General features: G+C 70.3%; 21 protein-coding genes. 14 read left to right on the top strand and 7 right to left on the bottom strand.

Going from position 1 to position 23,542, the window contains the following annotated elements; all coding sequences use genetic code 11:
• Nucleotides 1–231 precede the first annotated feature (231 nt).
• The 6 genes from B0I32_RS51510 (at nucleotide 232) to B0I32_RS51485 (ending at nucleotide 6,299) form a co-directional block, all read left to right on the top strand.
• Nucleotides 232–1,362 carry an ABC transporter ATP-binding protein gene (locus B0I32_RS51510; RefSeq protein ID WP_106252331.1) on the top strand — a complete coding sequence of 377 codons (1,131 nt, stop codon included), beginning with the start codon at nucleotides 232–234 and terminating at the stop codon, nucleotides 1,360–1,362.
• Nucleotides 1,355–2,449, top strand: coding sequence for an ABC transporter ATP-binding protein (locus B0I32_RS51505; RefSeq protein WP_106252330.1), 1,095 nt, complete (start codon nucleotides 1,355–1,357; stop codon nucleotides 2,447–2,449). Before B0I32_RS51510 ends, B0I32_RS51505 begins: the two co-directional genes overlap by 8 nt.
• Nucleotides 2,446–3,357, top strand: a complete 912-nt coding sequence (locus B0I32_RS51500) for a carbohydrate ABC transporter permease (RefSeq protein ID WP_219912448.1) — start codon at nucleotides 2,446–2,448, stop codon at nucleotides 3,355–3,357. The genes B0I32_RS51505 and B0I32_RS51500 overlap by 4 nt, the downstream gene beginning before the upstream one ends.
• Before the next feature lie 5 nt (nucleotides 3,358–3,362).
• The gene (locus B0I32_RS51495; protein WP_219912447.1) at nucleotides 3,363–4,184 is read left to right on the top strand and encodes a carbohydrate ABC transporter permease; all 822 of its coding nucleotides are present in this window, start codon (nucleotides 3,363–3,365) and stop codon (nucleotides 4,182–4,184) included.
• A gap of 2 nt (nucleotides 4,185–4,186) precedes the next feature.
• A complete protein-coding gene (locus tag B0I32_RS51490) occupies nucleotides 4,187–4,462 on the top strand; it encodes a DUF2160 domain-containing protein (protein ID WP_219912446.1) in 276 nt (91 codons plus the stop codon).
• Between the two features lie 94 nt (nucleotides 4,463–4,556).
• Nucleotides 4,557–6,299 (top strand): ABC transporter substrate-binding protein, encoded by a 1,743-nt coding sequence (locus B0I32_RS51485; protein ID WP_219912445.1) that lies wholly within the window; start codon nucleotides 4,557–4,559, stop codon nucleotides 6,297–6,299.
• 37 nt (nucleotides 6,300–6,336) lie between these two features.
• Here the strand turns inward: B0I32_RS51485 and B0I32_RS51480 are convergent, their stop codons facing one another.
• The 6 genes from B0I32_RS51480 to B0I32_RS51455 all read right to left on the bottom strand — a co-directional run bounded on the left by B0I32_RS51480 (nucleotide 6,337) and on the right by B0I32_RS51455 (nucleotide 12,931).
• On the bottom strand, nucleotides 6,337–7,377 hold the full coding sequence (locus tag B0I32_RS51480) for a dienelactone hydrolase family protein (RefSeq protein WP_106252326.1): 1,041 nt from the start codon (nucleotides 7,375–7,377) through the stop codon (nucleotides 6,337–6,339).
• On the bottom strand, nucleotides 7,367–8,647 hold the full coding sequence (locus tag B0I32_RS51475; RefSeq protein WP_106252325.1) for a Gfo/Idh/MocA family protein: 1,281 nt from the start codon (nucleotides 8,645–8,647) through the stop codon (nucleotides 7,367–7,369). Before B0I32_RS51475 ends, B0I32_RS51480 begins: the two co-directional genes overlap by 11 nt.
• 10 nt (nucleotides 8,648–8,657) lie before the next feature.
• A complete protein-coding gene (locus B0I32_RS51470; RefSeq protein WP_219912444.1) occupies nucleotides 8,658–9,947 on the bottom strand; it encodes an extracellular solute-binding protein in 1,290 nt (429 codons plus the stop codon).
• Between the two features lie 46 nt (nucleotides 9,948–9,993).
• Entirely contained in the window at nucleotides 9,994–10,860 is an 867-nt protein-coding gene (locus tag B0I32_RS51465) for a carbohydrate ABC transporter permease (RefSeq protein WP_106252324.1), read from the bottom strand.
• Nucleotides 10,844–11,785 carry a carbohydrate ABC transporter permease gene (locus B0I32_RS51460; protein WP_106252322.1) on the bottom strand — a complete coding sequence of 314 codons (942 nt, stop codon included), beginning with the start codon at nucleotides 11,783–11,785 and terminating at the stop codon, nucleotides 10,844–10,846. The genes B0I32_RS51465 and B0I32_RS51460 overlap by 17 nt, the downstream gene beginning before the upstream one ends.
• Before the next feature lie 192 nt (nucleotides 11,786–11,977).
• On the bottom strand, nucleotides 11,978–12,931 hold the full coding sequence (locus B0I32_RS51455; RefSeq protein ID WP_106252406.1) for a LacI family DNA-binding transcriptional regulator: 954 nt from the start codon (nucleotides 12,929–12,931) through the stop codon (nucleotides 11,978–11,980).
• Nucleotides 12,932–13,110: 179 nt separating this feature from the next.
• Between B0I32_RS51455 and B0I32_RS51450 the strand changes: the two genes are divergently transcribed.
• From B0I32_RS51450 to B0I32_RS60635, 5 genes are all read left to right on the top strand, one after another.
• A complete protein-coding gene (locus tag B0I32_RS51450; protein ID WP_106252321.1) occupies nucleotides 13,111–14,037 on the top strand; it encodes an NAD-dependent epimerase/dehydratase family protein in 927 nt (308 codons plus the stop codon).
• 106 nt (nucleotides 14,038–14,143) lie between these two features.
• Nucleotides 14,144–15,016: a 5-dehydro-4-deoxyglucarate dehydratase gene (locus B0I32_RS51445; protein ID WP_106252320.1), complete on the top strand. Its 873-nt coding sequence runs from the start codon at nucleotides 14,144–14,146 to the stop codon at nucleotides 15,014–15,016.
• Complete coding sequence (locus B0I32_RS51440; protein WP_106252318.1) at nucleotides 15,013–16,068, top strand: mandelate racemase/muconate lactonizing enzyme family protein; 1,056 nt, start codon at nucleotides 15,013–15,015, stop codon at nucleotides 16,066–16,068. Before B0I32_RS51445 ends, B0I32_RS51440 begins: the two co-directional genes overlap by 4 nt.
• Nucleotides 16,065–18,032 (top strand): DUF6807 family protein, encoded by a 1,968-nt coding sequence (locus B0I32_RS51435; RefSeq protein WP_106252405.1) that lies wholly within the window; start codon nucleotides 16,065–16,067, stop codon nucleotides 18,030–18,032. Before B0I32_RS51440 ends, B0I32_RS51435 begins: the two co-directional genes overlap by 4 nt.
• Nucleotides 18,029–18,148 (top strand): beta-galactosidase, encoded by a 120-nt coding sequence (locus tag B0I32_RS60635; RefSeq protein ID WP_245956668.1) that lies wholly within the window; start codon nucleotides 18,029–18,031, stop codon nucleotides 18,146–18,148. Before B0I32_RS51435 ends, B0I32_RS60635 begins: the two co-directional genes overlap by 4 nt.
• 125 nt (nucleotides 18,149–18,273) lie before the next feature.
• Here the strand turns inward: B0I32_RS60635 and B0I32_RS51430 are convergent, their stop codons facing one another.
• Complete coding sequence (locus B0I32_RS51430) at nucleotides 18,274–18,957, bottom strand: TetR/AcrR family transcriptional regulator (RefSeq protein WP_106252316.1); 684 nt, start codon at nucleotides 18,955–18,957, stop codon at nucleotides 18,274–18,276.
• Between the two features lie 107 nt (nucleotides 18,958–19,064).
• Between B0I32_RS51430 and B0I32_RS51425 the strand changes: the two genes are divergently transcribed.
• The 3 genes from B0I32_RS51425 to B0I32_RS60630 are packed head-to-tail and all read left to right on the top strand — an operon-like array spanning nucleotide 19,065 to nucleotide 23,528.
• Nucleotides 19,065–20,687 (top strand): ABC transporter substrate-binding protein, encoded by a 1,623-nt coding sequence (locus B0I32_RS51425; RefSeq protein WP_106252314.1) that lies wholly within the window; start codon nucleotides 19,065–19,067, stop codon nucleotides 20,685–20,687.
• Nucleotides 20,684–21,622 carry an ABC transporter permease gene (locus tag B0I32_RS51420; RefSeq protein WP_106252313.1) on the top strand — a complete coding sequence of 313 codons (939 nt, stop codon included), beginning with the start codon at nucleotides 20,684–20,686 and terminating at the stop codon, nucleotides 21,620–21,622. Before B0I32_RS51425 ends, B0I32_RS51420 begins: the two co-directional genes overlap by 4 nt.
• Complete coding sequence (locus B0I32_RS60630; RefSeq protein ID WP_106252311.1) at nucleotides 21,615–23,528, top strand: dipeptide/oligopeptide/nickel ABC transporter permease/ATP-binding protein; 1,914 nt, start codon at nucleotides 21,615–21,617, stop codon at nucleotides 23,526–23,528. Before B0I32_RS51420 ends, B0I32_RS60630 begins: the two co-directional genes overlap by 8 nt.
• Nucleotides 23,529–23,542 lie beyond the last annotated feature (14 nt).

The following is a 23,542-nucleotide window of genomic DNA, read 5'->3' as shown; positions in this document are numbered from 1 at the left end:
GACCACCACCCCCAGTCCCGCCCTATGCCGTCATGTCGCGAAATATCCCCCACCAACCGCGATGACCTGGCCGCGGGCCGCCACGGCGATAGCCGATGCCGTTCACGCCCTTCCCGACCTTGACAATGACGGAAAACATCTGTCACTCCGCTATCAAAGGCACCAGAACAAAGCTTTGCGCACACCTTGAAGTCATGTTAGAAGGGAGGGAAGCAGAGAGGACCGGGCACCGTGACGGTGATTCTCGACGGCATCTCCGTGCGCCGGCACGGGGAGACCTGGCTGGACGACGTCAATCTCGAATTAGCTCCAGGAATGACCACCGTCATCGGCCCGATGATGGCGGGAAAGACGACGCTGATGCGCGTCGCAGCAGGTTTGCTGGCCCCGGAAACAGGCCGGGTGACGGTCAACGGAAAAGACGTCACCGGAATATCGGTGCGAAAAAGATCGGTCGCCTTCGTCTATCAGCAATTCATCAATTACCCGTCGCTGACCGTCTACGAGAACATCGCCTCCCCGCTCCGCCTCGACTCCCGCTTCCGCCGCGACGGCGTCGACCGCCGGGTACGCGAGGTGGCCGAGCTCATGGGCCTCGCCGAGCTGCTGGGGCGCAGGCCGGCCGAGCTGTCCGGCGGGCAGCAGCAGCGCACCGCCATCGCCCGCGCCCTGGCCCGCCCCGTGGACCTGCTGCTGCTGGACGAGCCGCTGGCCAACCTGGACTTCAAGCTGCGCGAGCAGTTGCGCGCCGACCTGAAGGCCATGTTCGCCGATTCCGGCGGCGTCGTGCTCTGGTCCACCGCCGACCCGAACGAGGCGCTGACGTTCGCCGCGCCGACCGTGGTGCTGGGCGAGGGCAGGGTCCGGCACGTCGGGGACGTCGCCGACATGTACGCCCACCCGCCCACGCTGGCCGTGGCGGCCACGCTCAGCGATCCCCCGCTCAACCTGCTGCCGGGCGTCGTCCGCGACGGCCGCATCGAGGTGCTCGGCGCCTCACTCCCCGCGCCCCGCGCGCACGCCACCGGCCACGGGGTCGTCCTCGGCGTACGCCCCCACCAGGTCACGATCGGCCGGGCCCCGGACACCGCCGGCCCCGCCGCGCTGGAGCTGCCGGCCGAGATCAGGCTCGCCGAGGTGACCGGCAGCGCGACCTTCCTGCACCTGCTCCTCCAGGACGGCCACCACCTGGTCGCCCACCTGCCGGGCACCCAGCTGTTCACCCCCGGCGAGACCACGCTCGCGTACGTGGACCCCGCGCACGTCTTCGTCTTCGACCAGGCGGGCGAGGAGAAGGGCGCCGAGCAGGACGGCGGCCGGCTGCTCGGCACCAGCGCCGCGGAGGTGGACCTGCATGGCTGACATCCGGCTGGAGGGCGTCGGCCACAGTTACGACGGCGGCCGGACGTGGGCGCTGAAACCGATGACCTGGACCTGGCGCGGCGCCAGGGCGTACGCGCTGCTCGGCCCCAGCGGCTGCGGCAAGACCACACTCCTGAACATCATCTCCGGCCTGCTCACCCCCACGGTCGGCCGGATCTGGTTCGACGACCGCGAGGTGACCGGCGTGCCCACCGCGGGCCGCAACATCGCGCAGGTCTTCCAGTTCCCCGTCCTGTACGAGGAGATGTCGGTCTACGACAACCTCGCCTTCCCGCTGCGCAACCGCAAGGTGCCCAGGCAGGAGATCGACCGCCGCGTCCGCCAGGTGTCGGCGCTGCTCGGCCTGGACGAGGTGCTGCGCCGCCGCTCGCGACGGCTCGACCCGGGCCGGCAGCAGATCGTCAGCCTGGGCCGCGGCCTGGTGCGCCCCGAGGTGGCCGCGGTCCTGCTGGACGAGCCGCTCACCGTGGTGGATCCGGCGCTGAAGTGGACGCTGCGCAGCAAGCTGAAGGAGATCCACCGCGACACCGGCCACACGCTGGTCTACGTCACGCACGACCAGACGGAGGCGCTGACGTTCGCCGACGAGGTGGTGGTGCTCAACGACGGCGCGATCGTGCAGACGGGCGAGCCGGCGGAGCTGTTCCTGTCTCCGGCGCACGAGTTCGTGGGCCACTTCATCGGCTCCCCCGGCATGAACATGCTGCCCGCCGAGGTGACCGGCGACATCGTCCGCGTCGGCAAGAGCACGGCGGGCGCGGTCAAGGGCGACCTGCCTCCTGGCCCGGTGCGGATCGGGGTGCGCCCGGAGTTCGTCCGGATCGCCGGCGAACGTACCTCCCCCGGGGTGCCGGCCCGGGTGACGGGTACCGACCGGATGGGCGCGTACGACCTGGTCCACACCAGGGTCGGCGAGCATCAGATGATCGCCAAGACGGAGGCCGGCTCGTCCCACGAGCCGGGCGCGCTCGCGTTCCTGCACTTCCCCGCCGAGCGCACGTTCCTGTTCAGGGACCAGGTCAGGTGCGGCTCGCTCGCACCCCTGAACGGAAGGGGCGAGGAGTGAGCGAGCAGAGCACCGGCGCCGTCCAGGCGGACGAGCCGCGTCCCGCGCTGAAGCGCAAGGACAACCGGGCCTGGTGGCTGGTCCTGCCGGTCGTCGTGTCGGTGGCGTTCACGGCGGTGATCCCGCTGATGACCGTGGTCAACTTCTCGGTGCAGGACGTCTTCAGCCCGGTCGACCGGGTCTTCGTCGGCCTGGAGTGGTTCCGCTCGATCTCCAGGGACCCCGAGGTGCGCGCGGCGCTGGTGCGCACACTGCTGTTCTCGGCGCAGGTGCTGCTGCTGGAGATCCCGCTGGGCGTGGCGCTGGCGGTGGTGATGCCGCGCCGCGGCCTGGGGGTGTCGGTGGCGCTGGTGCTGGTCGCGTTGCCGCTGCTCATCCCGTGGAACGTGGTGGGCACGATCTGGCAGATCTTCGCCCGCGGCGACATCGGGCTCGGCGGCTGGACGATCAACAACGTGCTGGGCGTCAACTTCAACTACACGCTGGACTCCACGGACGCCTGGATCACGGTCCTGCTCATGGACGTGTGGCACTGGACGCCGCTGGTGGCGCTGCTGGCGTACGCGGGGCTGCGCTCGATCCCCGAGCCGTACTTCCAGGCCGCGCAGATCGACGCCGCCTCGGCGTGGGCCACGTTCCGGCACATCCAGCTGCCCAGGCTGCGCGGCGTGCTGACGATCGCGGTCCTGCTCCGGTTCATGGACAGCTTCATGATCTACACCGAGCCGTTCGTGGTGACCGGCGGCGGGCCGGGCAACGCGACCTCGTTCCTCAGCATCCTCCTGTCGAAGATCGCGGTCGGCCAGTTCGACGTGGGCCCGGCGGCGGCGTTCTCGCTGCTCTACTTCCTGCTCGTGCAGATCCTCTGTTACGTCTTCTTCACCGTGCTCACCAGGTCGGGGAGGTGAGGACCATGACCAGGACCACCGGCCGGCGGCTGCCCTGGGCGCGCACGGTCTTCTGGCTCTACGTGGCCACGCTCATGCTGCCGCTGCTGTGGATGTTCGGCATGTCGATCCGCCCGAACGAGGACATCCTCGGCAGCTTCTCGCTCGTCCCGCAGCGCGTGACGTTCGACAACTACGTCACCTTCTTCACCGACTCCTCGTGGTATTCGAGCTATCTGAACTCCATCGTCTACACCTCGTTGAACGCGGTCATGTCGCTCATCGTGGCGTTGCCCGCGGCCTACGCCTTCTCGCGTTTCCGGTTCGCCGGGGACAAGCATCTGTTCTTCTGGCTGCTGACCAATCGCATGGCCCCGCCCGCGGTTTTCCTGCTGCCGTTCTTCCAGATTTATCAGAGCGTCGGCCTGTTCGACACGCATCTGGGCGTGGCCATCGCGCACATGCTCTTCAACGTGCCGCTGGCGGTGTGGATCCTGGAAGGCTTCATGTCCGGCATTCCCCGGGAAATAGACGAGACCGCGGCGATCGACGGATATTCGCTGCCGCGTTTCTTCGTCAGGATATTTCTGCCGATGATCCGGTCCGCGATCGGCGTGACCGCGTTCTTCTGCTTCATGTTCAGCTGGGTCGAGCTGTTGATCGCCAGGACGATCACCTCGGTGAACGCGAAGCCGATCGCCGCGACGATGACGCGGACGGTGAGCGCGGCGGGTGTGGACTGGGGCCTGCTCGCGGCGGCGGGAGTGCTGACGATCGTGCCCGGCGCGATCGTGATCTGGTTCGTGCGCAACTACATCGCCAAGGGCTTCGCCCTGGGAAGGGTCTAGCCGTGCTCGACTGGATGGTCTGGACCGTCCCCACCGCCCTGGTGTTCGCCGGGCTGGTCGTGCTGCTGGCCGCGATGGCGGTCTGGGGCCGGATCTCCCCTCCCGTGGCCAGGCGGGGCTTCCTGCGGATCGAGACCGACCGGGGCGACCGGCTCTACATCGGGTTGATCAGCGCGGCCGTCGTCCTGGCCGGCTGGATCGCCGTCACCGACCTGTCCATGTGGCTCGCGCTCGGCTGCGCGCTGCTGGTGGCGCTCGTGATCGGCAGGTGGGGCTGACAGGTATTCGGGGCTGACAGGCATGTGAGGCCGACAGAAGAGGAGCGGAACGATGAGGCATCGGGCAGGCAGGTCCGCGGCCGCAGGTCTGACAGTGCTCGTCCTGTTAGCGGCAGGCTGCACCCAGGGCGCGGACAAGCCCACCAGCGACTTCAAGGAGGCCGACGGCAGGGCCGCGGCCCAGAGATGGGTGACGGAGCAGTTCACCCCGAGCACGCTGTCCAAGGAGCAGCAGCTCGCGGAGATGGACTGGTTCATCAAGGCCGCGGCGCCGTACCGGGGCATGCAGATCAACGTGGTCTCCGAGACCATCACCACGCACGAGTACGAGTCGCAGCAGCTCGCCAAGGCGTTCGCCGAGATCACCGGGATCAGGATCAAGCACGACCTGATCCAGGAGGGCGACGTCGTCGAGAAGCTGCAGACGCAGATCCAGGGCGACCAGAACATCTACGACGCCTACGTCAACGACTCCGACCTGATCGGCACCCACTCGCGCGGCGACTACGTGGTGCCGCTGTCGGACTACATGGCCGGCGAGGGCAAGAACGTCACCTCCCCCACGCTCGACCTGGACGACTTCATCGGGATCAGCTTCACCACCGGCCCGGACAAGAAGATCTACCAGCTCCCCGACCAGCAGTTCGCGAACCTCTACTGGTTCCGCTACGACTGGTTCACCGATCCGGAGATCAAGAAGCAGTTCAAGGCCGCGTACGGCTACGACCTCGGCGTCCCGGTCAACTGGGCGGCCTACGAGGACATCGCCGAGTTCTTCACCACCAAGGTCAACGGCGACGGCACCATCGACGGCAAGAAGGTCTACGGCCACATGGACTACGGCCGCAAGGACCCGTCGCTTGGCTGGCGCTTCACCGACGCCTGGCTGTCCATGGCGGGCAACGGCGACCCCGGCATCCCCAACGGCCTGCCGGTGGACGACTGGGGCATCAGGGTGGAGAACTGCCGCCCGGTCGGCTCCTCGGTGACCCGCGGCGGCGACACCAACGGCCCGGCCGCGGTCTACGCGCTCACCAAGTACGTGGACTGGCTGAAGAAGTACGCGCCCAGGGAAGCCGCGGGCATGAACTTCAGCGAGGCGGGCCCCGTCCCCGCCCAGGGCGCCGTCGCCCAGCAGATCTTCTGGTACACCTCGTTCACCGCCGACATGACCAAGGAGGGGCTGCCGGTCGTCAACGGCGACGGCACGCCCAAGTGGCGCATCGCGCCGAGCCCGCACGGCGCGTACTGGAAGGACGGCAACAAGCTGGGCTACCAGGACGCCGGCTCGTGGACGCTGCTGAAGAACACCCCGCAGGACCGCAGGGCCGCGGCCTGGCTGTACGCGCAGTTCGTCACGTCGAAGACGGTCTCGCTGAAGAAGTCGATCACCGGCCTGACCTTCATCCGCGAGTCGGACATCAAGAGCGACTACTTCGCCGACAACGCCGAGAAGTACGGCGGCCTGATCGAGTTCTACGGCTCGCCGGCCCGCGTGCAGTGGACGCCGACCGGCACGAACGTGCCCGACTACCCGAAGCTGGCGCAGCTGTGGTGGCAGAACGTGGCCACCGCCGTGACCGGTGAGACCACGCCGCAGCAGTCGATGGACAACCTGGCCAAGCAGCAGGACGACATCCTGGCCCGCCTGGAGCGCCTGTCGCGCGAGCGGCAGGGGTACGGCGGCCAGTGCGCGCCCAAGCTCAACCAGGAGCGCCCCGCCCAGTACTGGTTCGACCAGCCGGGCGCGCCCGCGCCGAAACTGGCCGACGAGCGCGGCAAGCCGGAGACGGTCGACTACGACAAGCTGATCGCCACCTGGAAGCAGGGGAACTGAGCGGACGACCGCCGCCCGTGGCAGGAACGGGCGGCGGTCAGCCCTTCAGGTGCTCGCCCAGCCAGTCGAAGGCCCGCTCCTGCATGGGCACGTCGAAGCTGTGCGGCACGTCGGCGAAGACCGCCGCGTAGGCCTCTGGAGCCTGCGCGTACCGGTCGCCGATGATGGTGTGGGCGCGGCGCATGCCGTCCTCGGGGAAGAGCTCGTCGCGCATGGCGTACTGGACCATGAGCGGCCGGGGGGCGCGCGCGGCCGCCAGGTCGGGGTAGTCGCCCAGCCGCGGCAGGCCGGGCGGCCACAACATCCAGGTGTGCTTCTCGACGTGCCCGCCGAGCATGTCCCGGAAGCAGGACATCATCGCGGCGATCACGACCGCTCTGATGCCGGGGTCGAACGCGCCGAGCAGCGCGGCCCTCAGCCCGCCGCCCGACAGGCCCGCGCAGCCGACCACGCTCACGTCGGGACGCGAGCGCAGGTAGGCCGCCGCCGCGAGGTCCTCGCCCGCCACGACGCCGGTGAACGAGGTGCCGAGCGCGGCGCAGTGCTTGGCCACGACGTGCTCGTGCTCCCTGGCGGCCCGGTCGTAGCGGTCGGCCTCGCTGAGCGGCCCGTCCGGGACGTCCAGCGGGAAGCGGCGGCTGCCCCACACGAACACGTCGTGGGCCAGCACCGCGAACCCGCGCCGGGCCAGCTCGCCGGCGAAGGCGCGCCCGCCGTAGATCTCCTCCCGCAGCCGCCGCACCTCGGGCGACGGCCCCTCGGGCCCGTCCGCGATCTTCTCCTTGCCGGCCCATTTCATCCCCGCGTGGCAGTGCAGCGCCACCACGCCGGGCAGCGGGCCATTCGCGCCCGCCGGCTTGAGCAGGTACGCGCGGGTGCGCGGCCCGAAGCCCACCGACCACGACAGCTCCTCGCCGTCCAGGCCGTCCGCGGTCCAGGTGCGCTCGACCCGCACGTCGGCCGCCACGAGGTCGAGCACCCCGGCGGCCTCGCGCGCCGCCGCGGCCAGCTCCGGCCCCGGCAGGCTGGGATAGAGGCCGAGCTGCGTGCGCGCGACCCCTTCCAGCTCAGCGAACACGCGTACCGCCGTCCGTGAGGTGCACGGGAGCCCCGGTACGGGCGGAGACGTTGGCCGCGTGGCCGGTCAGCACGCTACGGATGCCGTCGCGGTAGCCGGCCTGGCGGGCCAGCGGGTCGCCGTCGGGGCCGCGGAAGACGTCGTTCAGCAGCAGCCGGTCGCCGCCGCCGTGCCCGCCGGCCCCGGTCTCGATGGGCACCTCCTCCGGCTCGCTCCAGTGCCGGCGCAGCGTGAGCCGCTCCGAGGAGCCGGTCGCGTGCTCCTTGGCGGCCGCGCTCGGGTCGATGGCGGCGTGCTGGGGCGTCCACTCCCGCTCCACCACGTCCAGCTCCAGCCGCCCGGCCGTGCCGTTGAAGGCCACCCGGTAGCCCTCCCACGGGGAGTGGGCGTGCAGGGAGTAGGTCATGACGGCGCGGTTGGCGTAGCGGACCATCACCGACATGTTGTCGTCGATGTCGATGCCCTCGCCGAAGACGTCCTGGTCGCGGACGTAGCCGTCCTCGTGCTCGGCCTCCAGGTAGAGGCGCCGCAGCCGCTCGTCCTTGGAGATGTCCAGCAGGTACGGGTCCGTGCCCAGACCCGGCGCGCCCTGGGCCCGCTCCGGACGCTCGCCCAGACCGCGCTTCCTGGCGTTGTCGGCGCCGTAGAAACGCAGCCCGGTCTGCGCGAAGACCATCTCCGGCGCCGAGCCGAGCCACCAGTTCATCAGGTCGAAGTGGTGGGTGGACTTGTGCACCAGCAGCCCGCCGGAGTTGGCCCGGCCGCGGTGCCAGCGGCGGAAGTAGTCGGCGCCGTGGATGGTGTCCAGCATCCACTCGAAGTGCACCGAGGTCACCTCGCCGATCGCGCCCTCCATCAGCAGACGGCGCACGGCGGAGTTGCGCGGCGAGTAACGGTAGTTGAAGGTTACGATCAGCTTGCCGGAGCTGCGCTCGGCGGCCGCGGCGATGGCCGCGCAACCGTCGGCGTCGATCGTGAGCGGCTTCTCCACGATGACGTCCCGCCCGGCGTCGAGCGCCGCGCACACGTACGTGGCGTGCGTGGCGTCGACGGTGGTGACGATGACCGCGTCGGCGAGCTCGAGCGCCTTGCCGAACTCCGCGGGCGCGAAGCGTGGCACCTCATGACCGATCCGCTCGGCGTAGTAGTCCATGCGGGTTCGGTTCACGTCGCACAGGGCGACGATGGTGCCGGCGTCGCGCCACTCCCCGAGCAGCGCGTCGACGTACATCTGCGCGCGGTGCCCGAGCCCGACGAACGCGTACCTCATGCTTCTCCTATCAACCGGCGATGGAGGCGTTGGCCTCCGTGATGAACTTCTGCGCGGCGTCGTCGGGGGTCATCCGGCCGAACATGACCTCCTCGGAGTAGCGCGTGAGGATGTCCTCCATGGCGCTGGCGCCCTTCGGCGGCGCGGCGGGCGGGTCGGTGAGCTCGCCCTTGGCCTCGTCGAGGAAGGCCAGCGTCTTCTTGTCGGCGTCCGGCAGCTTGTCCTTGACCGCCGCGAGCACCTTGGAGCTGGCGGGCAGGCCGCGATCGCTCAGGATGATCGCGCCCGCCTCGGGGTCGTTGATCATGTAGTCGATGAACTTGGCCGCCTCGGCGGCGTGCTCGGACTTGGACGAGGCGCTGTAGAACATGGCCGGCTGCAGGAACATGCCGCCGGAGGTGGCGCCCTTGATCTTCGGCATCCGCAGCAGGTCGAGCTCCGAGCCCGAGGCCTTGGCCGCCGCGCCGAGCTGGTTGCTCCACCACATGCCCATCGCGCCGGTGTTGGTGCCGAGCAGCGACTGGTCGATGCTGGTGGCGCCGATCTCGGAGCTCTTGGCCGCGTCGGGCGCGCCCTTGCCCTTGATCAGGTTCTGCATGATCGACCACCATTCCTTGATGGTCTCCGGCGTCAGGCCGAGCTTGTTGCCCGCGTAGAACTGCTCGCCCTTCTGCGTGGCGTAGATCTGCAGGTAGGCCGGGTTCCAGCTGAGCTGCGTGCCGGTGATCTTGCCGCCGCTGCCGGAGGTGACCTTGTTGGACAGGGCGATGTAGTCGTCCCAGGTCCACTGCTTGTCGTCGGGCAGCTCCGCCTTGGCCTGCTCGACCAGCGACTTGTTGACCAGCAGCGAGAAGGCGTTGACGCCGGTGGGGATGGCGAACTGCTTGCCGTCGATGGCGCCGGTGGTCAGCACCTTCGCGTCGACGTCGGCGGTGTTGACCTTGCTGGCCAGGTCGGCCAGGGTGCCGCGCTCGGCGTACTCGCGCAGGCCGCGGATCTCCAGGCTCATGACGTCCGGCGCGTCGCTGCCGGCGACCTTCGTGGACAGCGTCTCGTAGTAGCTGGCCCAGTCCGAGAACTCGCCCTCGACGTCGATCGTCGGGTTCTTCGCCTCGAACTTCTTGATGGCCTCCTCGGTCATCTTCTGCCGCGCGTCGCTGCCCCAGTAGGAGAAGCGCAGCTTGATCTTGCCGTCGGCGGTCTCGCCGCCGCCGTCGCCGCCGCTGCCGCAGGCCGCGGTGACCGCCAGCACAGCGGTGGCGAGCAGGGCCGCCGACCACATCTTCTTGCCAGAGCTCACGGCTCTACCTCCTAGGGGGAATGTTCTCTGTTGGGGGGTGGACGAACTACTTCAGGCCCGTGGTCGCCACACCACGGATCAGGTATTTCTGGCCTGCCAGGAAGAACCCGAAGATGGGGCCGAGCGCGATGATCGACATGGCGAACATCGGGCCCCACGACGAGTCGCTGCTGGCGTCCAGGAACGTGCGCAACGCTACCGGTACGGTGAAATTATCGGGATTGTTGAGATACAGCAGCTGGCTGAGGAAGTCGTTCCACGTCCAGATGAACGTGAAGATCGCCGTGGTGGCCAGCGCCGGCATGCACAGCGGCATGACGACCCTGATGAAGATGCGCCAGTAGCCGGCGCCGTCGATCTCCGCCGCCTCGTCCAGCTCCCGCGGCAGCGTGCGGATGAACTGGACCATGAGGAAGATGAAGAACGCGTCGGTGGCCAGGATCTTGGGCATGACCAGCGGCCAGATCGTGTTGATCAGGTCGAGCTTCGAGAACATGATGTACTGCGGCACGATCGTCACGTGGTACGGCAGCATGATCGTACCGAGCATGATCGCGAACCAGAGCTTCTTCAGCGGGAAGTTCAGCCGGGCGAAGGCGTAGGCCGCCAGTGAGCAGGCCACCAGGTTCGCCACCACCGACAGCACGGTGATCACCGCGGAGTTCCACAGGTAGTAGCCGAAGGGGTGCTTGAGCGCGTACCAGCCCTCGGTGTAGTTCTCGGTCGTGACCTGGCTCGGCCACAGTCCCGGCTCACGGAAGATGAGCTCTTCCGGCTTGAGCGAACTGGAGATCATCCAGAGCAGCGGATAGAGCATGACCAGGCCGAAGCCGATCAGCAGAATGTGCTTGACCACGGGTCCGCCGTTGAGCGGGCGGAACAGCACCGGGATCGGCCTACTTCGTGTCGCCATAGAAGACCCAATACTTGGAAGCGAGGAAGTTCACCCCGGTCAGCCCGGCGATGATCAGCAGCAGGACCCAGGCCATCGCGGCGGCGTAGCCCATGTCGTAGTTCTTGAACCCCTGGAGATAGAGGTAGAGCGTGTAGAACAGGGTGGAGTCGGCCGGACCGCCCCTGCCGCCGCTCACGATGAACGCCTGGGTGAACGACTGGAACGACTTGATGAGCTCCAGCACGAGGTTGAAGAAGATGATCGGTGTCAGCAGCGGCAGCGTGATGGAGCGGAACTGGCGCAGCGCGCCGGCCCCGTCCACGGCGGCGGCCTCGTAGTAGCTGCTGGGGATCTGCCGCAGCCCGGCCAGGAAGATGATCATCGGCGCGCCGAACGTCCACACGTGCAGGAGGATCAGCGTGCCCAGCGCGTAGTCCGGGTGACCCACCCAGCCGGTCCCCTGGATGCCGAAGACCGACAGCACCGCGTTGACCAGGCCGTCGGCGCCGAAGACCTTGCGCCACAGGATCGCGATCGCGACGCTGCCGCCGAGCAGCGAGGGCAGGTAGAAGATCGAGCGGTAGATGGGCAGTCCGCGCAGCCCGCGGTCGAGCACCAGGGCCAGCGCGAGGGCGAAGGCCAGTTGCAGCGGCACCGAGACGATCACGTAGATCGTGGTCACCTGGAGCGAGTTCAGGAACCGCGGATCCTCGGTGAACATCTTGGTGTAGTTGTCGAGCCCGACCCACTTGGCCTCCTCCAGGAGGCTGTAGTCGGTGAACGACAGGTAGAGCGAGGCGAAGATCGGGCCGATCGTGATGACGAGCAGGCCGACGAACCAGGGCGCCAGGAAGAGATAGGCGGCCCGTGCCTCACGGCGGGACCGTTGCGTGGATCGGTGGCCGCCACCTGCCGGCCCGCTCGCCACCGAAACTTCAGTCATCACGGACCTTCCGGCAATAAGCGAATGGATAGCGCTTTCCTATAGCTGGCAGGAAAGTTCCGTCAACCCTTTGCAGACGTTACATAGCCGTTACCGATATATCGCGACCGCGTTTCCCCTGCTAGCACGCCCGTCCCGCCAATAAGTCAGATGAGTTACGATCCGATTTAGTACAACCGTTTGCAGAGCCCGCTATCGTGGAGCCGCGGTGGAGTCCCTGATGACGAGGCGGGTCTCCAGCGACGTGGTGGCCGTCACCTCCTGGATGAGCAGATCGACCGCCAGCCGCCCGGCGGCGGCCGTGGGCATGGCGACCGTGGTGAGCTTCGGCCGGTTCAGCCGCCCGGGAACGATATCGTCGATGCCCACCACGCTCACGTCCCCCGGCACGCTCAGCCCGAGGTCGCCGAGCCCCTCGATGAGGCCGATCGCGACCAGGTCGTTGTAGGCCAGCACGCCGGTCACCCCCGAGTCCCGCAGGCGGGCCGCCGCGGCGTACCCGCCGCGCTCGGTGGGCGCGTTGGGGCCGACGACGACGAGATCGACGCCCGGCACCTGCTCGGCGGCCGTGCGGATCTCGGCGCTCGTCCACGAGCCGGCCGGCCCCGACACCAGCGCGACCCGGGTGTGGCCGAGCCCGGCCAGGTGCTCGACCGCCAGCCTGGCGCCGTGACCCACGTCCATCAGCACGGTGGCCGCGCCGCGCAGCCGCCGGTTGATCACCACGAACGGCACCCGCTCGGCCAGCCGTTCGAGCGCCTTGTTGGACGAGCGCGGGCTGCACAGCACCACGCCGTCCACCTGCTTGGAGAACGCCTGCACCAGCTCCTCCTCCGCGGCCGGCTCCTCGTCGGTGTCGGCCACGAACAGGTGGTAGTCGCGCTGGCGGGCCGCCGCGTGGGCCGCCTTGATCAGCGGCGGGAAGAACGGGTTGGCGATGTCGGCCACGATCAGGCCGAGATTGTGGGTGCGCCCGGTCGTGAGCGCCCTGGCCGCCCGGTTGGGCCGGTACCCCAGTTCCTCGGCCACCGTGAGCACCCTGGAGCGGGTGGCGGCGTTCACCATGTGGGGCGCGGAGAAGGTCCGGGACACGGTCGACACATGGACCCCGGACGCTCTGGCCACATCACGAATCGTCACTGTCACGTCGCACACCCTAACGCAACCGCTTGCAGACACTGGGAAGTCGGTGAAAGCGCTTGCCGCCCGACCTCGCCGGGAACCCCCAGCTAGACGGCCGGTGACGAAATCACCTCTTGACGCCTCACCCTTGCTGACCCGAAGGTTTAGTGCAACTGTTTGCAGTCTTGAAGGAGCCCCTCACGGTGAGCAGAGTCCTCGTCACCGGAAGCGCAGGACGCCTCGGCCGCAGCGTGGTCAGCACGCTCGCGGCGGCCGGGCACGAGGTCATCGGCGTGGACCGCGCCCCGGGCACCCCGGCGGAGGCGGCCGTCACGTTACCGGCCGATCTCACCGACACGGGTGAGACGTTCGAGGTGATCGCCAGGTTCCGGCCGGAGTCGGTGATCCACCTCGCCGCGATCGCCACCCCGTTCAGTTACCCCGAATCGGTCATCTTCAAGGTCAACACCCGGCTCGCGTTCAACGTGTGCGAGGCGGCGGTGGCCCTGGGCGTGCCCGGCGTGGTGGTGGCCAGCAGTCCCACCGTCATGGGGTACGGCGCGCCGGGCGGCTGGGCGCCGCAGTACCTGCCGATCGATGAGGAACATCCTGTTCTGCCGTGGAACGCGTACAACCTGTCCAAGGTGACCGCCGAGCAGACGATGCGGGCCTTCGCCCGCGCGGGGAAGACCAAGCTGGCCGCGGTGCGGCCGTGCTTCGTGATCCCGCCCGAGGAGTGGGCGGGCGCGCCGACGCAGGCCGGTCACACGGTGCGGGAGCGGCTCGACCGGCCCGAGCTGGGCGGGGTGTCGCTGTTCAACTACATCGACTCGCGCGACGCCGCCGAGATGATCGGCGTGCTCAGCGAGGCGCTGCCCGAGCTGCCGAACGGCGAGATCTTCTTCGCCGGCGCCGCCGACGCGCTGGCCAGGAAGCCGCTGGCGGACCTGCTCCCCCAGGTCGTGCCCGGCACCGAGCCGTTCGCGGCCGGGCTCACCGGCACCGCGCCCGCCTTCTCGACCGCCAAGGCGGAGCGCCTGCTCGGCTGGCAGCCCAAGCGCAGCTGGCGCACCGAGCTGAAGGACGATTCCCCTCTCCTCGGGGCGGCCGACCCGCACAGCCACCCGTGAGGGGATTCGGCGGCACCTGTCCGGCCTCCCGCGAGGGTTCCATCGGCACATGTCCGACTTTCCGTCCCGCCCACAAGGCCGGGGTTTCTATTCTCAAGGAGATTCCGTGAATCTCAGCGGTGTGCTGTTCTTTCCCGTGACCCCCTTCGACGCCGGCGGCGCGCTCGCCGAGGAGGTGCTGGCCGAGCACGTGCGGCGGGGGATGGAGCACGGTCCGGGCGGCGTGTTCGCGGCCTGCGGCACGGGCGAGTTCTCCGCGCTGTCGGAGTCCGAGCACGCGCGGGCAGTGCGGGTGGCCACCGAGGTCGTGGCGGGCCGGGTGCCGGTGTTCGCGGGCGCGGGCGGGCCGCTCGGCGCCGCGCTGAACCAGGCGCGGGCCGCCAGGGAGGCCGGCGCGGACGGGCTGCTGCTGATGCCGCCGTACCTGGCCCAGGGGCCGGGGCACGGCTTCGAGGCGTACGTGCGGGCGGTGGCCGAGGTGCTGCCGGTGATCATCTACCAGCGCGGCTCGGTGGTGCTCGAACCGGAGGCCGCGGTCGCGCTGGCGGGTCTGCCCGGGGTGATCGGGCTCAAGGACGGCGTGGGCGACATCGACCGGATGCAGCGCATCGTGCTCGCCGTACGCGAGTCGTACCCGGACTTCCTGTTCTTCAACGGGCTGCCGACGGCCGAGCTGACCATGCCCGCCTACCGGGGCCTCGGGGTCGAGCTGTACTCCAGCGCGGTGTTCGCCTTCGCGCCCGAGATCGCCCTGGCCTACCTGAACGGCGAGGAGCGGCTGCTCACCGAGTTCTACGCCCCGCTCGTCCGCCTGCGCGGCAAGGTCCCCGGCTACCCCGTCTCGCTGGTCAAGGCCGGCGTCCGGCTGCGCGGCCTGGACGTGGGCGCCGTACGCCCGCCGCTGGTGGAGGTGAGCGGCGAGCACCTGGAGGAGCTGGAGGCGCTGATCAAGACCGGGCTGGAACGGGTGGCGTCATGACCATCGCGAACCTGCGCACCGAGCTGCGCACCGCGGCGCTGCCGCGTCCGTGGGGCGCGGACGTGCCGGCCAACCACGTGATCGTCACCCACGTCACGCTCGCCGACGGGCGGACCGGCACCGGGTTCTCGTGGACGCCGCAGATCGGCGCGCACGCGGTGCGGGCGCTGCTCGACCACGACCTGCGCGAGGCGCTGATCGGGCTGCCCGCCCACCCCGAGGTGGTGTGGGACCGCCTGTGGCGGCACCTGCGCGAGGCGGGCCCCGGCGGGATCACCACGGTCGCGCTGGCCGGCGTCGACCTGGCGCTGTGGGACCTGCGCTGCGGCGGCGAGGCGCTGCCCGACGTGCTCGGCCGCCGGCGCGACGAGCTGCCCGTGTACGGCAGCGGCGTCAACCTGCACTACTCGCTGGAGGAGCTGGTCGAGCAGGCCGGGCGCTGGGTCGCGGCCGGATACCGGGGCGTCAAGATCAAGGTGGGCCGGCCGGACCTGGCCGAGGACGTGGCCCGGGTGGCCGCGGTGCGCGCGGTGATCGGCCCCGACCGGCTGCTGATGATCGACGCGAACCAGCGCTGGGACCTGCACAGGGCGCGGCGGGCGCTGGCCGCGCTGCGCGAGTTCGACCCGCACTGGATCGAGGAGCCGCTGCCCGCCGACGACGTCGCCGGGCACGTGGAGCTGCGCCGCTCCGTCGACGTGCCGATCGCGGTGGGCGAGAACGTCTACACCACGTACGGCTTCCGCGACCTGCTGGCGGCGGGCGCGTGCGACGTGGTCCAGCCGAACGTGGTGCGGGTCGGCGGCATCACGCCGTTCCTGCGGATCGCGGAGCTGGCCAGGACCTACGACGTGCCGGTCTATCCGCACCTGCTGAGCGAGGTGTCGGGGCAGCTCGCCCTGGCCCTGCCGCTGCCGTCGATGGTGGAGGACGTGGAGGACGCCTCGTTCGGGCGGCTGGGGCTGCTGGCGGAGCCGTACCCGGTGGAGATCTCCGGCGGTGTGCTGCGGGCGAGCGGCGGGGCCGGGCTCGGGCTGAGGTGGTCGTCATGACGCCGGCGAAGGTCGTGCTGGCCGGAGCCCAGGGGCACGGGCAGCACCATCTGGGCATCCTGCGCGAGCTGAGCGGGCGCGGGCTGATCACGTTGGCCGGGATCTGCGACCTGCGGCCCGTGGCGGTGGACTTCGCCGCGCCGCCGCAGTCGTCCGACCTGGGCGAGCTGATCGCCAAGACGGGCGCGGAGTTCACCATCGTCTGCACGCCGATCGACACGCACGCCGACCTCGCGGTGACCGCGCTGCGGGCCGGCTCGCACGTGCTGCTGGAGAAGCCCCCGGCGCCGAGCCCCGGCGAGCACCGCAGGATCGCCGCGGCGGTCGCGGAGACCGGGCTGGCCTGCCAGGTCGGGTTCCAGTCGCTCGGTTCGACGGCCGTCCAGGCGCTGCGCGAGCTGATCGCGAGCGGCGCGCTCGGCCGGGTGCGCGGCATCGGCGGCGCGGGCGCCTGGGCGCGTCCCGCCTCCTACTTCACCCGCTCCCCCTGGGCGGGCCGGCGCCGGCTGAACGGCGTGGACGTGATGGACGGCGCGCTGACGAACCCGTTCGCGCACGCCGTCGCGACCGCGCTGGCCGTTTCCGACGCTCCGATCGCGGAGATCGAGACCGAGCTCTACCACGCGAACCCGATCGAGTCGGACGACACCTCCTGCCTGCGCGTCCGGCTGGAGGACGGGCTGACGATCACGATCGCGGTGACGTTGTGCGCGCCCGACGAGCAGCCGCGGCACGAGCCCTACGTGACCGTGCACGGCGACGCGGGCCACGCCACGCTTCACTACACGCAGGACCGGCTCACGGTGGAACGGGCGGACGGCTCGGTCACGACGACCACGTACGAGCGGACGGGCCTGCTGGAGAACCTCATCGACCACGCGCGCACGGGCGCGGAGCTGCTGGTGCCGCTGGCCGGCACCGAACGGTTCACCCGCGTGCTGGACGCGATCCGGCTGGCCCCTGAACCGGTGCCGATCCCCGAGCGGCACCAGATCGTGCACCGGGACGAGACGGGCGAGGTGACCGGCCGGGTGCTGCCCGGCGCGGTCGGGCTGACCGACCTCAGCGCCAGGGAGCTGGCGCTCTACTCGGAGCTGGGCGCGGCGTGGACGCGGGTGGAGCTGCTGGTGTCGGGCCGCGAGGTGGCCGCCTACGACTGGCGTCCGGACCTGCCCGCCACCGACTCGCCCCGCCCCTACCTGCACGGGGTGCGCACGCTCGGCGGCGTGGAGGTGAGCGAGGTCCGTCCTGAGGACCACGTGCACCACCTGGGCGTCGGCGTGGCGATCTCCGACCTCGGCGGGGCGAACTTCTGGGGCGGGCGCACGTACGTCAAGGACCAGGGGCCGGCCTGGCTGGCGGATCACGGCCGGCAGCGGCACGTGGCGTTCACCAGGCTGGAGGACGGCGGCTTCGCCGAGCAGGTCGAGTGGATCGGGCCGGCCGGCCTGATGGCCCGCGAGGAACGCACGGTCACGGCCCGCCCGGTCGGGACGGCCTGGACGCCGGACGCCGCGGAACCACCGGTGGGAGCCGCGTGGGCGCTGGACTTCGCGTTCACGCTCACCAACCTCACCGATGCCCCGCTGACGATCCAGAGCTCAGCCACCAAGGGCCGGGCGGGCGCCGGTTACGGCGGCTTCTTCTGGCGCGCCCCCGGCACCTCCCACGCCCGCACCACGCTCCCCGGCGACGAGCGGGCGGTGCACGGCAGCCGGGAGCCGTGGATCGCCCTGTCGGGCCGCACGCCGGAAGGCCGGGACTGGACGCTGATCTTCGTCCAGGCGGACGACGACCCGTGGTTCGTCCGGGTCGAGGAGTATCCGGGCGTGGGCCAGGCACTGGCCTGGGACACGCCGCTGGTCATGGAGGGCACGCTGACCCGGCGGGTGGTCACGGTCGTCGCGGACGGCAGGCTGAGCGCGGAGGAGGTGTCGGTACTCGCCGCCGATGTGAGGCTCTGAGGCGCGACGCCGGCATCCGGGCCCACCTGTCCACGCCGACCGCCTCCCCGCCGCCGTGGTTCGGGCAGCGCCACCCCGAGGCGCTGCCCGAGGACGCCGACGGACGCCGGCTGTGACCGGGCAGCCGGCAGGCGTTCTGCCCCAGCTCCCCCGTCTACCTGGACAAGGCGCCGGCCGGTCAAGGGCATGACGCTGGACGGCACGCCGGTGGACGGCTCACTGACGGTGCCGGCCGGGGCGGTCAGGATCGTGCGGGAGGCTCACTGATCACGTCCGCCTCCGCGGGGGTGGTCTTCGCCGACGTGCTGCGCAGCAGCCGGAGGGCGCCCCTGGACAGGGCCGTCAGGATGTCGGCGGCCTCGTCCAGGTCGGGGTAGCGCCCCTCCAGGTGCCCCATGGCCAGCGCGTTGGTGGCCGCGTTGATCCCCTCCGCGATCATCTCCAGCCGCCGCCGGTCGCGTTCGTCGTCGGCGGTGTAGCCGAGCGCGGCCAGGTCGGCGGCGTGGTGCTCGCGGTGGGCCGCCGCCGTGGCCACGGCGAAGTCGCGCAGCGAGGACGAGGGGTCGTACCTGGCTCTGAGCTGGATGCGCAGCAGCTCGGGATGGCGGCAGATGGCGACCAGCGGGATGCGGAACGTGTCGCGGTGCCGTTCGAGGTCGTCGGGGGCCTCGCGGGCCTTGCGGCGGGCCGCGCGCATGGCCTCGAACAGCCGCTCGCCGCCCTCGTCCGCGAGCACCCGCAGCAGCTCCTGCATGTCCTTGAAGTGCACGTAGAAGCTGGACTGCGCGATCCCGGCGGCCTTGGCGACCTTGACCGTGGACAGGCCCGCCTCGCCCTCCTCGTCCAGGATCGCCAGCGCGGCGCGGATGAGCCGGCGCCTGGTCAGATCCTTGGCCTCGCTTCTGGTCAGCCGTGTGTCCGTCATCGATCCCCTCCCCTCGTAACGATTCTCCCGCGGCACTTGTGCGGATTTTCACCGATAGTACTATCGGTGAAATTGCTCTCGGGGGATCAGCCGGGAGGAGGGCGTGAATGGGACGCTGGAGGACGGCGGCCACGTTGTTACTGGCCGCGACGGTGATGCTGGCCTGCAGCGGGCAACGACCGGTCGCGGGGCCGCCGCAGTCGGGCGCGCCCGCGACCGGGCCCGTACAGGGCGGACGCCTGGTGTACGCGCTCAGCGCGGACGCCAACGGGTTCAACCCGATCACCGACCAGTTCGCGGCACAGAGCTACAGCATGGCCGGCACGATCATCGAAGCGCTGGTGAGCGTGGACGCCGAGGGCGACTGGAAGCCGTACCTGGCCGAGTCGCTCACCCCGAACGACAAGTACGACGAATGGACCATCAAGGTCAGGTCGGGTATCTCCTTCTCCGACGGCATGTCCCTGACCGGTGACATCGTCAAGGCCAACCTGGAGGCGCAGAAGAAGTCGCCGCTGACCGCGGCCGTCTTCGTGCCGATCAAGTCGTTCGAGCTGGCCGACCCCATGACGGTCAAGGTCGTGCTGAACCAGCCGTGGGTGGCCTTCCCCTACTACCTGTCCACGCAGACCGGCATGATCGTCCCGCCGGCCTCGCTGAACGACCCCAAGGCGGCCAGCCTCAAGCCGGTCGGCACCGGACCGTTCATCTTCAAGGAGTACGTGCCGGACAACCGCATGGTCGTCACCCGCAACCCGCGCTACTGGCGTCAGGGCCTGCCGTACCTGGACGAGGTCGAGTTCAGGATCCTGCCCGACAGCCAGACCAGGGCGCAGACCCTCGAAGCGGGCGGCGTGGACGCCATCGGCACCTCCCGCGACGAGGACCTGACCAAGTTCGGCGCGCTGAAGGACGCCTACACCATCCACCGGGCGCAGGGCATGGCCGTGGCCGAGTACATGTTCCTGCTCAACACCGAGGTGGCCCCGCTCGACGACGTGCGGGTGCGCAAGGCCATGGCCCACGCCACCGACCGGAAAGCCGTCATCTCGACCCTGCGCGGCGGGCTGACCGAGCAGGCCGACGGCCCGTGGTCGAAGGACTCCAAGTGGTACACCCCGGGCGGCTATCCCGACTACGACCTGGCCAAGGCGTCCGCGCTGGTCAAGGAGGTCGAGGCGGAGAAGGGCCCGATCCGGTTCGAGCTGATCTCCACCCCCGACCCCAACACCATGCAGGGCGTCGAGCTGGCCCAGGACATGTGGCGCAAGGCCGGCATCGAGGTCTCGATCAAGCAGGCCGACCAGGCCGACCTGATCAACCGCGCCATCACCGGCAACTTCGCGGCCACCGTGTGGACGCAGTTCTCCGCCCAGGACCCCGACGGCGAGTACATCTGGATGCACCAGGGCTACGCCAAGCCCGTCGGCGACATCTCGCTCAACATGACCAGGCTCAAGGACGACGAGCTGAGCAAGGCCTTCGACGTCGGCCGGATGAACCCGGACGAGGCCGCGCGCAAGGCCGCGTACAAGACCGTGCAGGAACGGCTGCGCGAGCTGGTGCCCTACGTCTTCATCGACCATCTCAACACCGGGGCCATCGTGGCCAAGACCAAGGTGCGCGGCATCGGCGAGCACGTGCTGCCCGACGGCGGCAAGGGCCTGCCGCTGACCGGGTCGCCCATCCCGTACCACCCGTTCGGCCAGCTCTGGGTCAGCGAACGGTGATCGTCCTCCACCGGCTGATCCGGCTCCTGGTGGTGCTGGTCGTGGTGACCTTCCTCTCCTTCGTCCTGCTCAACCTGCTGCCCGGCGACCCGGTCACGCAGATCCTGGGCCTGTCGGCGACCGAGGAGGCCCGCGCCCAGCTCCGCCAGGAGCTCGGGCTGGACCAGCCGCTGCTGGTGCGCTATCTCGACTGGCTCGGCGGCCTGGCCACCGGCGACTTCGGCACCTCCTACATCACCCGGATGCCGGTCGGCTCCGAGCTGGCCGAGCGGCTGCCCGTCACGCTGGAACTGCTGGTCGCGGCGCAGGTCATCGCGCTCGGGCTGGCGATCCCCGTGGGCGTGGCCGCCGCCCGCCGCGCGGGCCGCGCGCTGGACCAGGCGCTCACCGCGCTCAGCTTCGCGCTGCTGTCCACGCCCGTGTTCGTGCTGGGCGTGCTGCTGATCCTCGTGTTCGCGGTCACCTGGCAGGTGGTGCCCGCGACCGGGTGGACGCCCATCTCCCTCGACCTCGGCTGGAACCTCACCTCGGTGATCCTGCCCGCCGTCACGCTGGGCGCCGGGCAACTGGCGGTGTACGCGCGGCTGCTCCGTACGGACCTGATCGCCACCCTCCAGGAGGACTACATCACGCTGGCGCGCGCCCGCGGCCTGTCCCCGCGCCGCATCCTGTGGCGGCACGCGCTGCGCCCCTCCGCGATCACCCTGATCACCGCCGTCGGCCTCAACCTGGGCGCGCTCATCGGCGGCACCGTGATCATCGAGACGCTCTTCGGCCTGCCCGGCGTCGGGCGGCTCATCGTCGACTCCATCTTTTCCCGCGACTACCTGACGGTTCAGGGAGGCGTCGTGCTGATCTCGGTCGGCTACGTGGTCGTCAACTTCACCGTGGACCTGGTGTACGCCGCCGTCGACCCCAGGATCAGGCGTGCGTAGGCGGCAAGGGCTCGGCTTCTGGCTGGCGCTCGGCTGGATCGGGCTGATCCTGCTCGCCGCGCTGCTGGCCGACCTGCTGCCGTTCGCCCGCTACGACGAGACGCTCGCCGGGCCGCCGCAGTCAGGTCCCAGCGCCGCGCACCCGTTCGGCACCGACGGCCTCGGCCGCGACGTGCTCAGCAGGGTCGTGTACGGCGCCCGCGTCTCCCTCGGCGTCGGCATCGGCGCCGTCCTGCTCGGCCTGGGCATCGGCGCCCCGCTCGGCATCCTGGCCGGCTACCGGCGCAAGGCCGCGGACGCGGTCATCATGGCGGTCAACGACGTGGCGCAGGCGTTCCCCGCACTGGTGTTCGCGCTGGCCGTGGTCGCCTTCGCCGGCGCCAACCTGCGTAACGTGCTGATCGTGCTCGGCGTGCTCGGCGTCCCCTCCTGGGTCCGCCTCATCAGGGGCGCCACCCTCACCTTCGCCGAGCGCGAGTTCGTGCTGGCCGCCCGCGTGCTCGGCACCCGTGACCGGCGCATCCTGTGGCGGGAGATCGTGCCGAACGTGGCGGTGCCGGCGGCGTCGTACGCGTTCATCGGCATGGCCGTGGTCGTCGTCGCCGAGGGCAGCCTGGCCTTCCTCGGCCTGTCCGTCCAGGCGCCCACCCCGACCTGGGGCGGGCTGATCAACGAGGGCCGCACGCTGATGGAGACCGCGCCGCACGTGGTGCTGGCGCCCTCGATCGCCATGTTCCTGACCGTGCTGTCGTTCAACCTGGTGGGCGACCGGCTGCGGTCGCTGACGGACGTCCGGGAGAGCGGCCTCGAACCGGTGCGCCAGGCCGCCCCCGCGCTGCCCGCCACCACGCACCCCGTCCGCGACGTCCTGCTCCAGGTCGAGGACCTGCGCACCCACTTCGTCACGCCGCGCGGCCTGGTCAAGGCGGTGGACGGGGTCTCCTTCACCCTGGAGCGCGGCCGGACGCTGGCCATCGTCGGCGAGTCGGGATCGGGCAAGTCCATGCTGATCCGCTCCATCCTGGGCCTGCTGCCCGGCACCTCGGTCCGGGGCGGGAACGTGTACCTGGCGGGCGACGACCTGACCTCCTACACCGCCGCCGAGATGCGCTCGGTGCTCGGACCGCGGCTCGGCACCGTGTTCCAGGACCCGATGACCGCGCTGAACCCGGTGCGCACCATCGGCACCCAGGTCATGGAGCCGCTGCGGGTGCACATGAGCCTGACCCGCAGGCAGGCCCGCGCGGAGGCGGCGAAGCTGCTGGCCTCCGTCGGCATCCCCGATCCCGTCCGGATCTTGCGCCGCTACCCGCACCAGCTCTCCGGCGGGATGCGGCAGCGGGTGACGATCGCGATGGCGCTGTCGTGCCGGCCCGACGTGCTGTTCGCGGACGAGCCCACCACCGCGCTCGACGTGACCATCCAGGACCAGGTGCTGCGGCTGCTGCACCGGCAGCGCGAGGAGCGGGACATGGCCGTGGTCCTGGTCAGCCACGACCTGTCCGTGGTGGCCAGGTGGGCGGACGAGGTGATCGTCATGTACGCCGGCAAGGTGGTCGAACGGGGGCCTGCGGCCGAGGTGTTCGCCCGGCCCCGGATGCCGTACACCGAGGCTCTGCTCCAGGCGGCGCCCCGGTTGACCGACCCCGTGCACCACCGGCTCCGGGTCATCCCCGGCCGGCCGCCCGACCTGGTGGACCTGCCCGAGGGGTGCGCGTTCCGGGCGCGGTGCGCGTACGCGGACGAACGCTGCGAGCGGGAGGCGCCGCCGCTGTTCGAGGACGGCCACGACCGTCGCCGTTATGCCTGCTGGCATCCGCGCACGCAGGCTCAGGACGGGACGGCGGCGGCGCCGTCCTCCGACGTCACGGATGTCGCGGAAGGGGCTGAGAGCGGTGGCCGGTAGCGGACGCGCTCAGC

Source organism: Nonomuraea fuscirosea (assembly GCF_003001935.1).
Taxonomy (GTDB): domain Bacteria; phylum Actinomycetota; class Actinomycetes; order Streptosporangiales; family Streptosporangiaceae; genus Nonomuraea; species Nonomuraea fuscirosea.
This window is presented reverse-complemented; position numbering and strand designations above follow the sequence as displayed.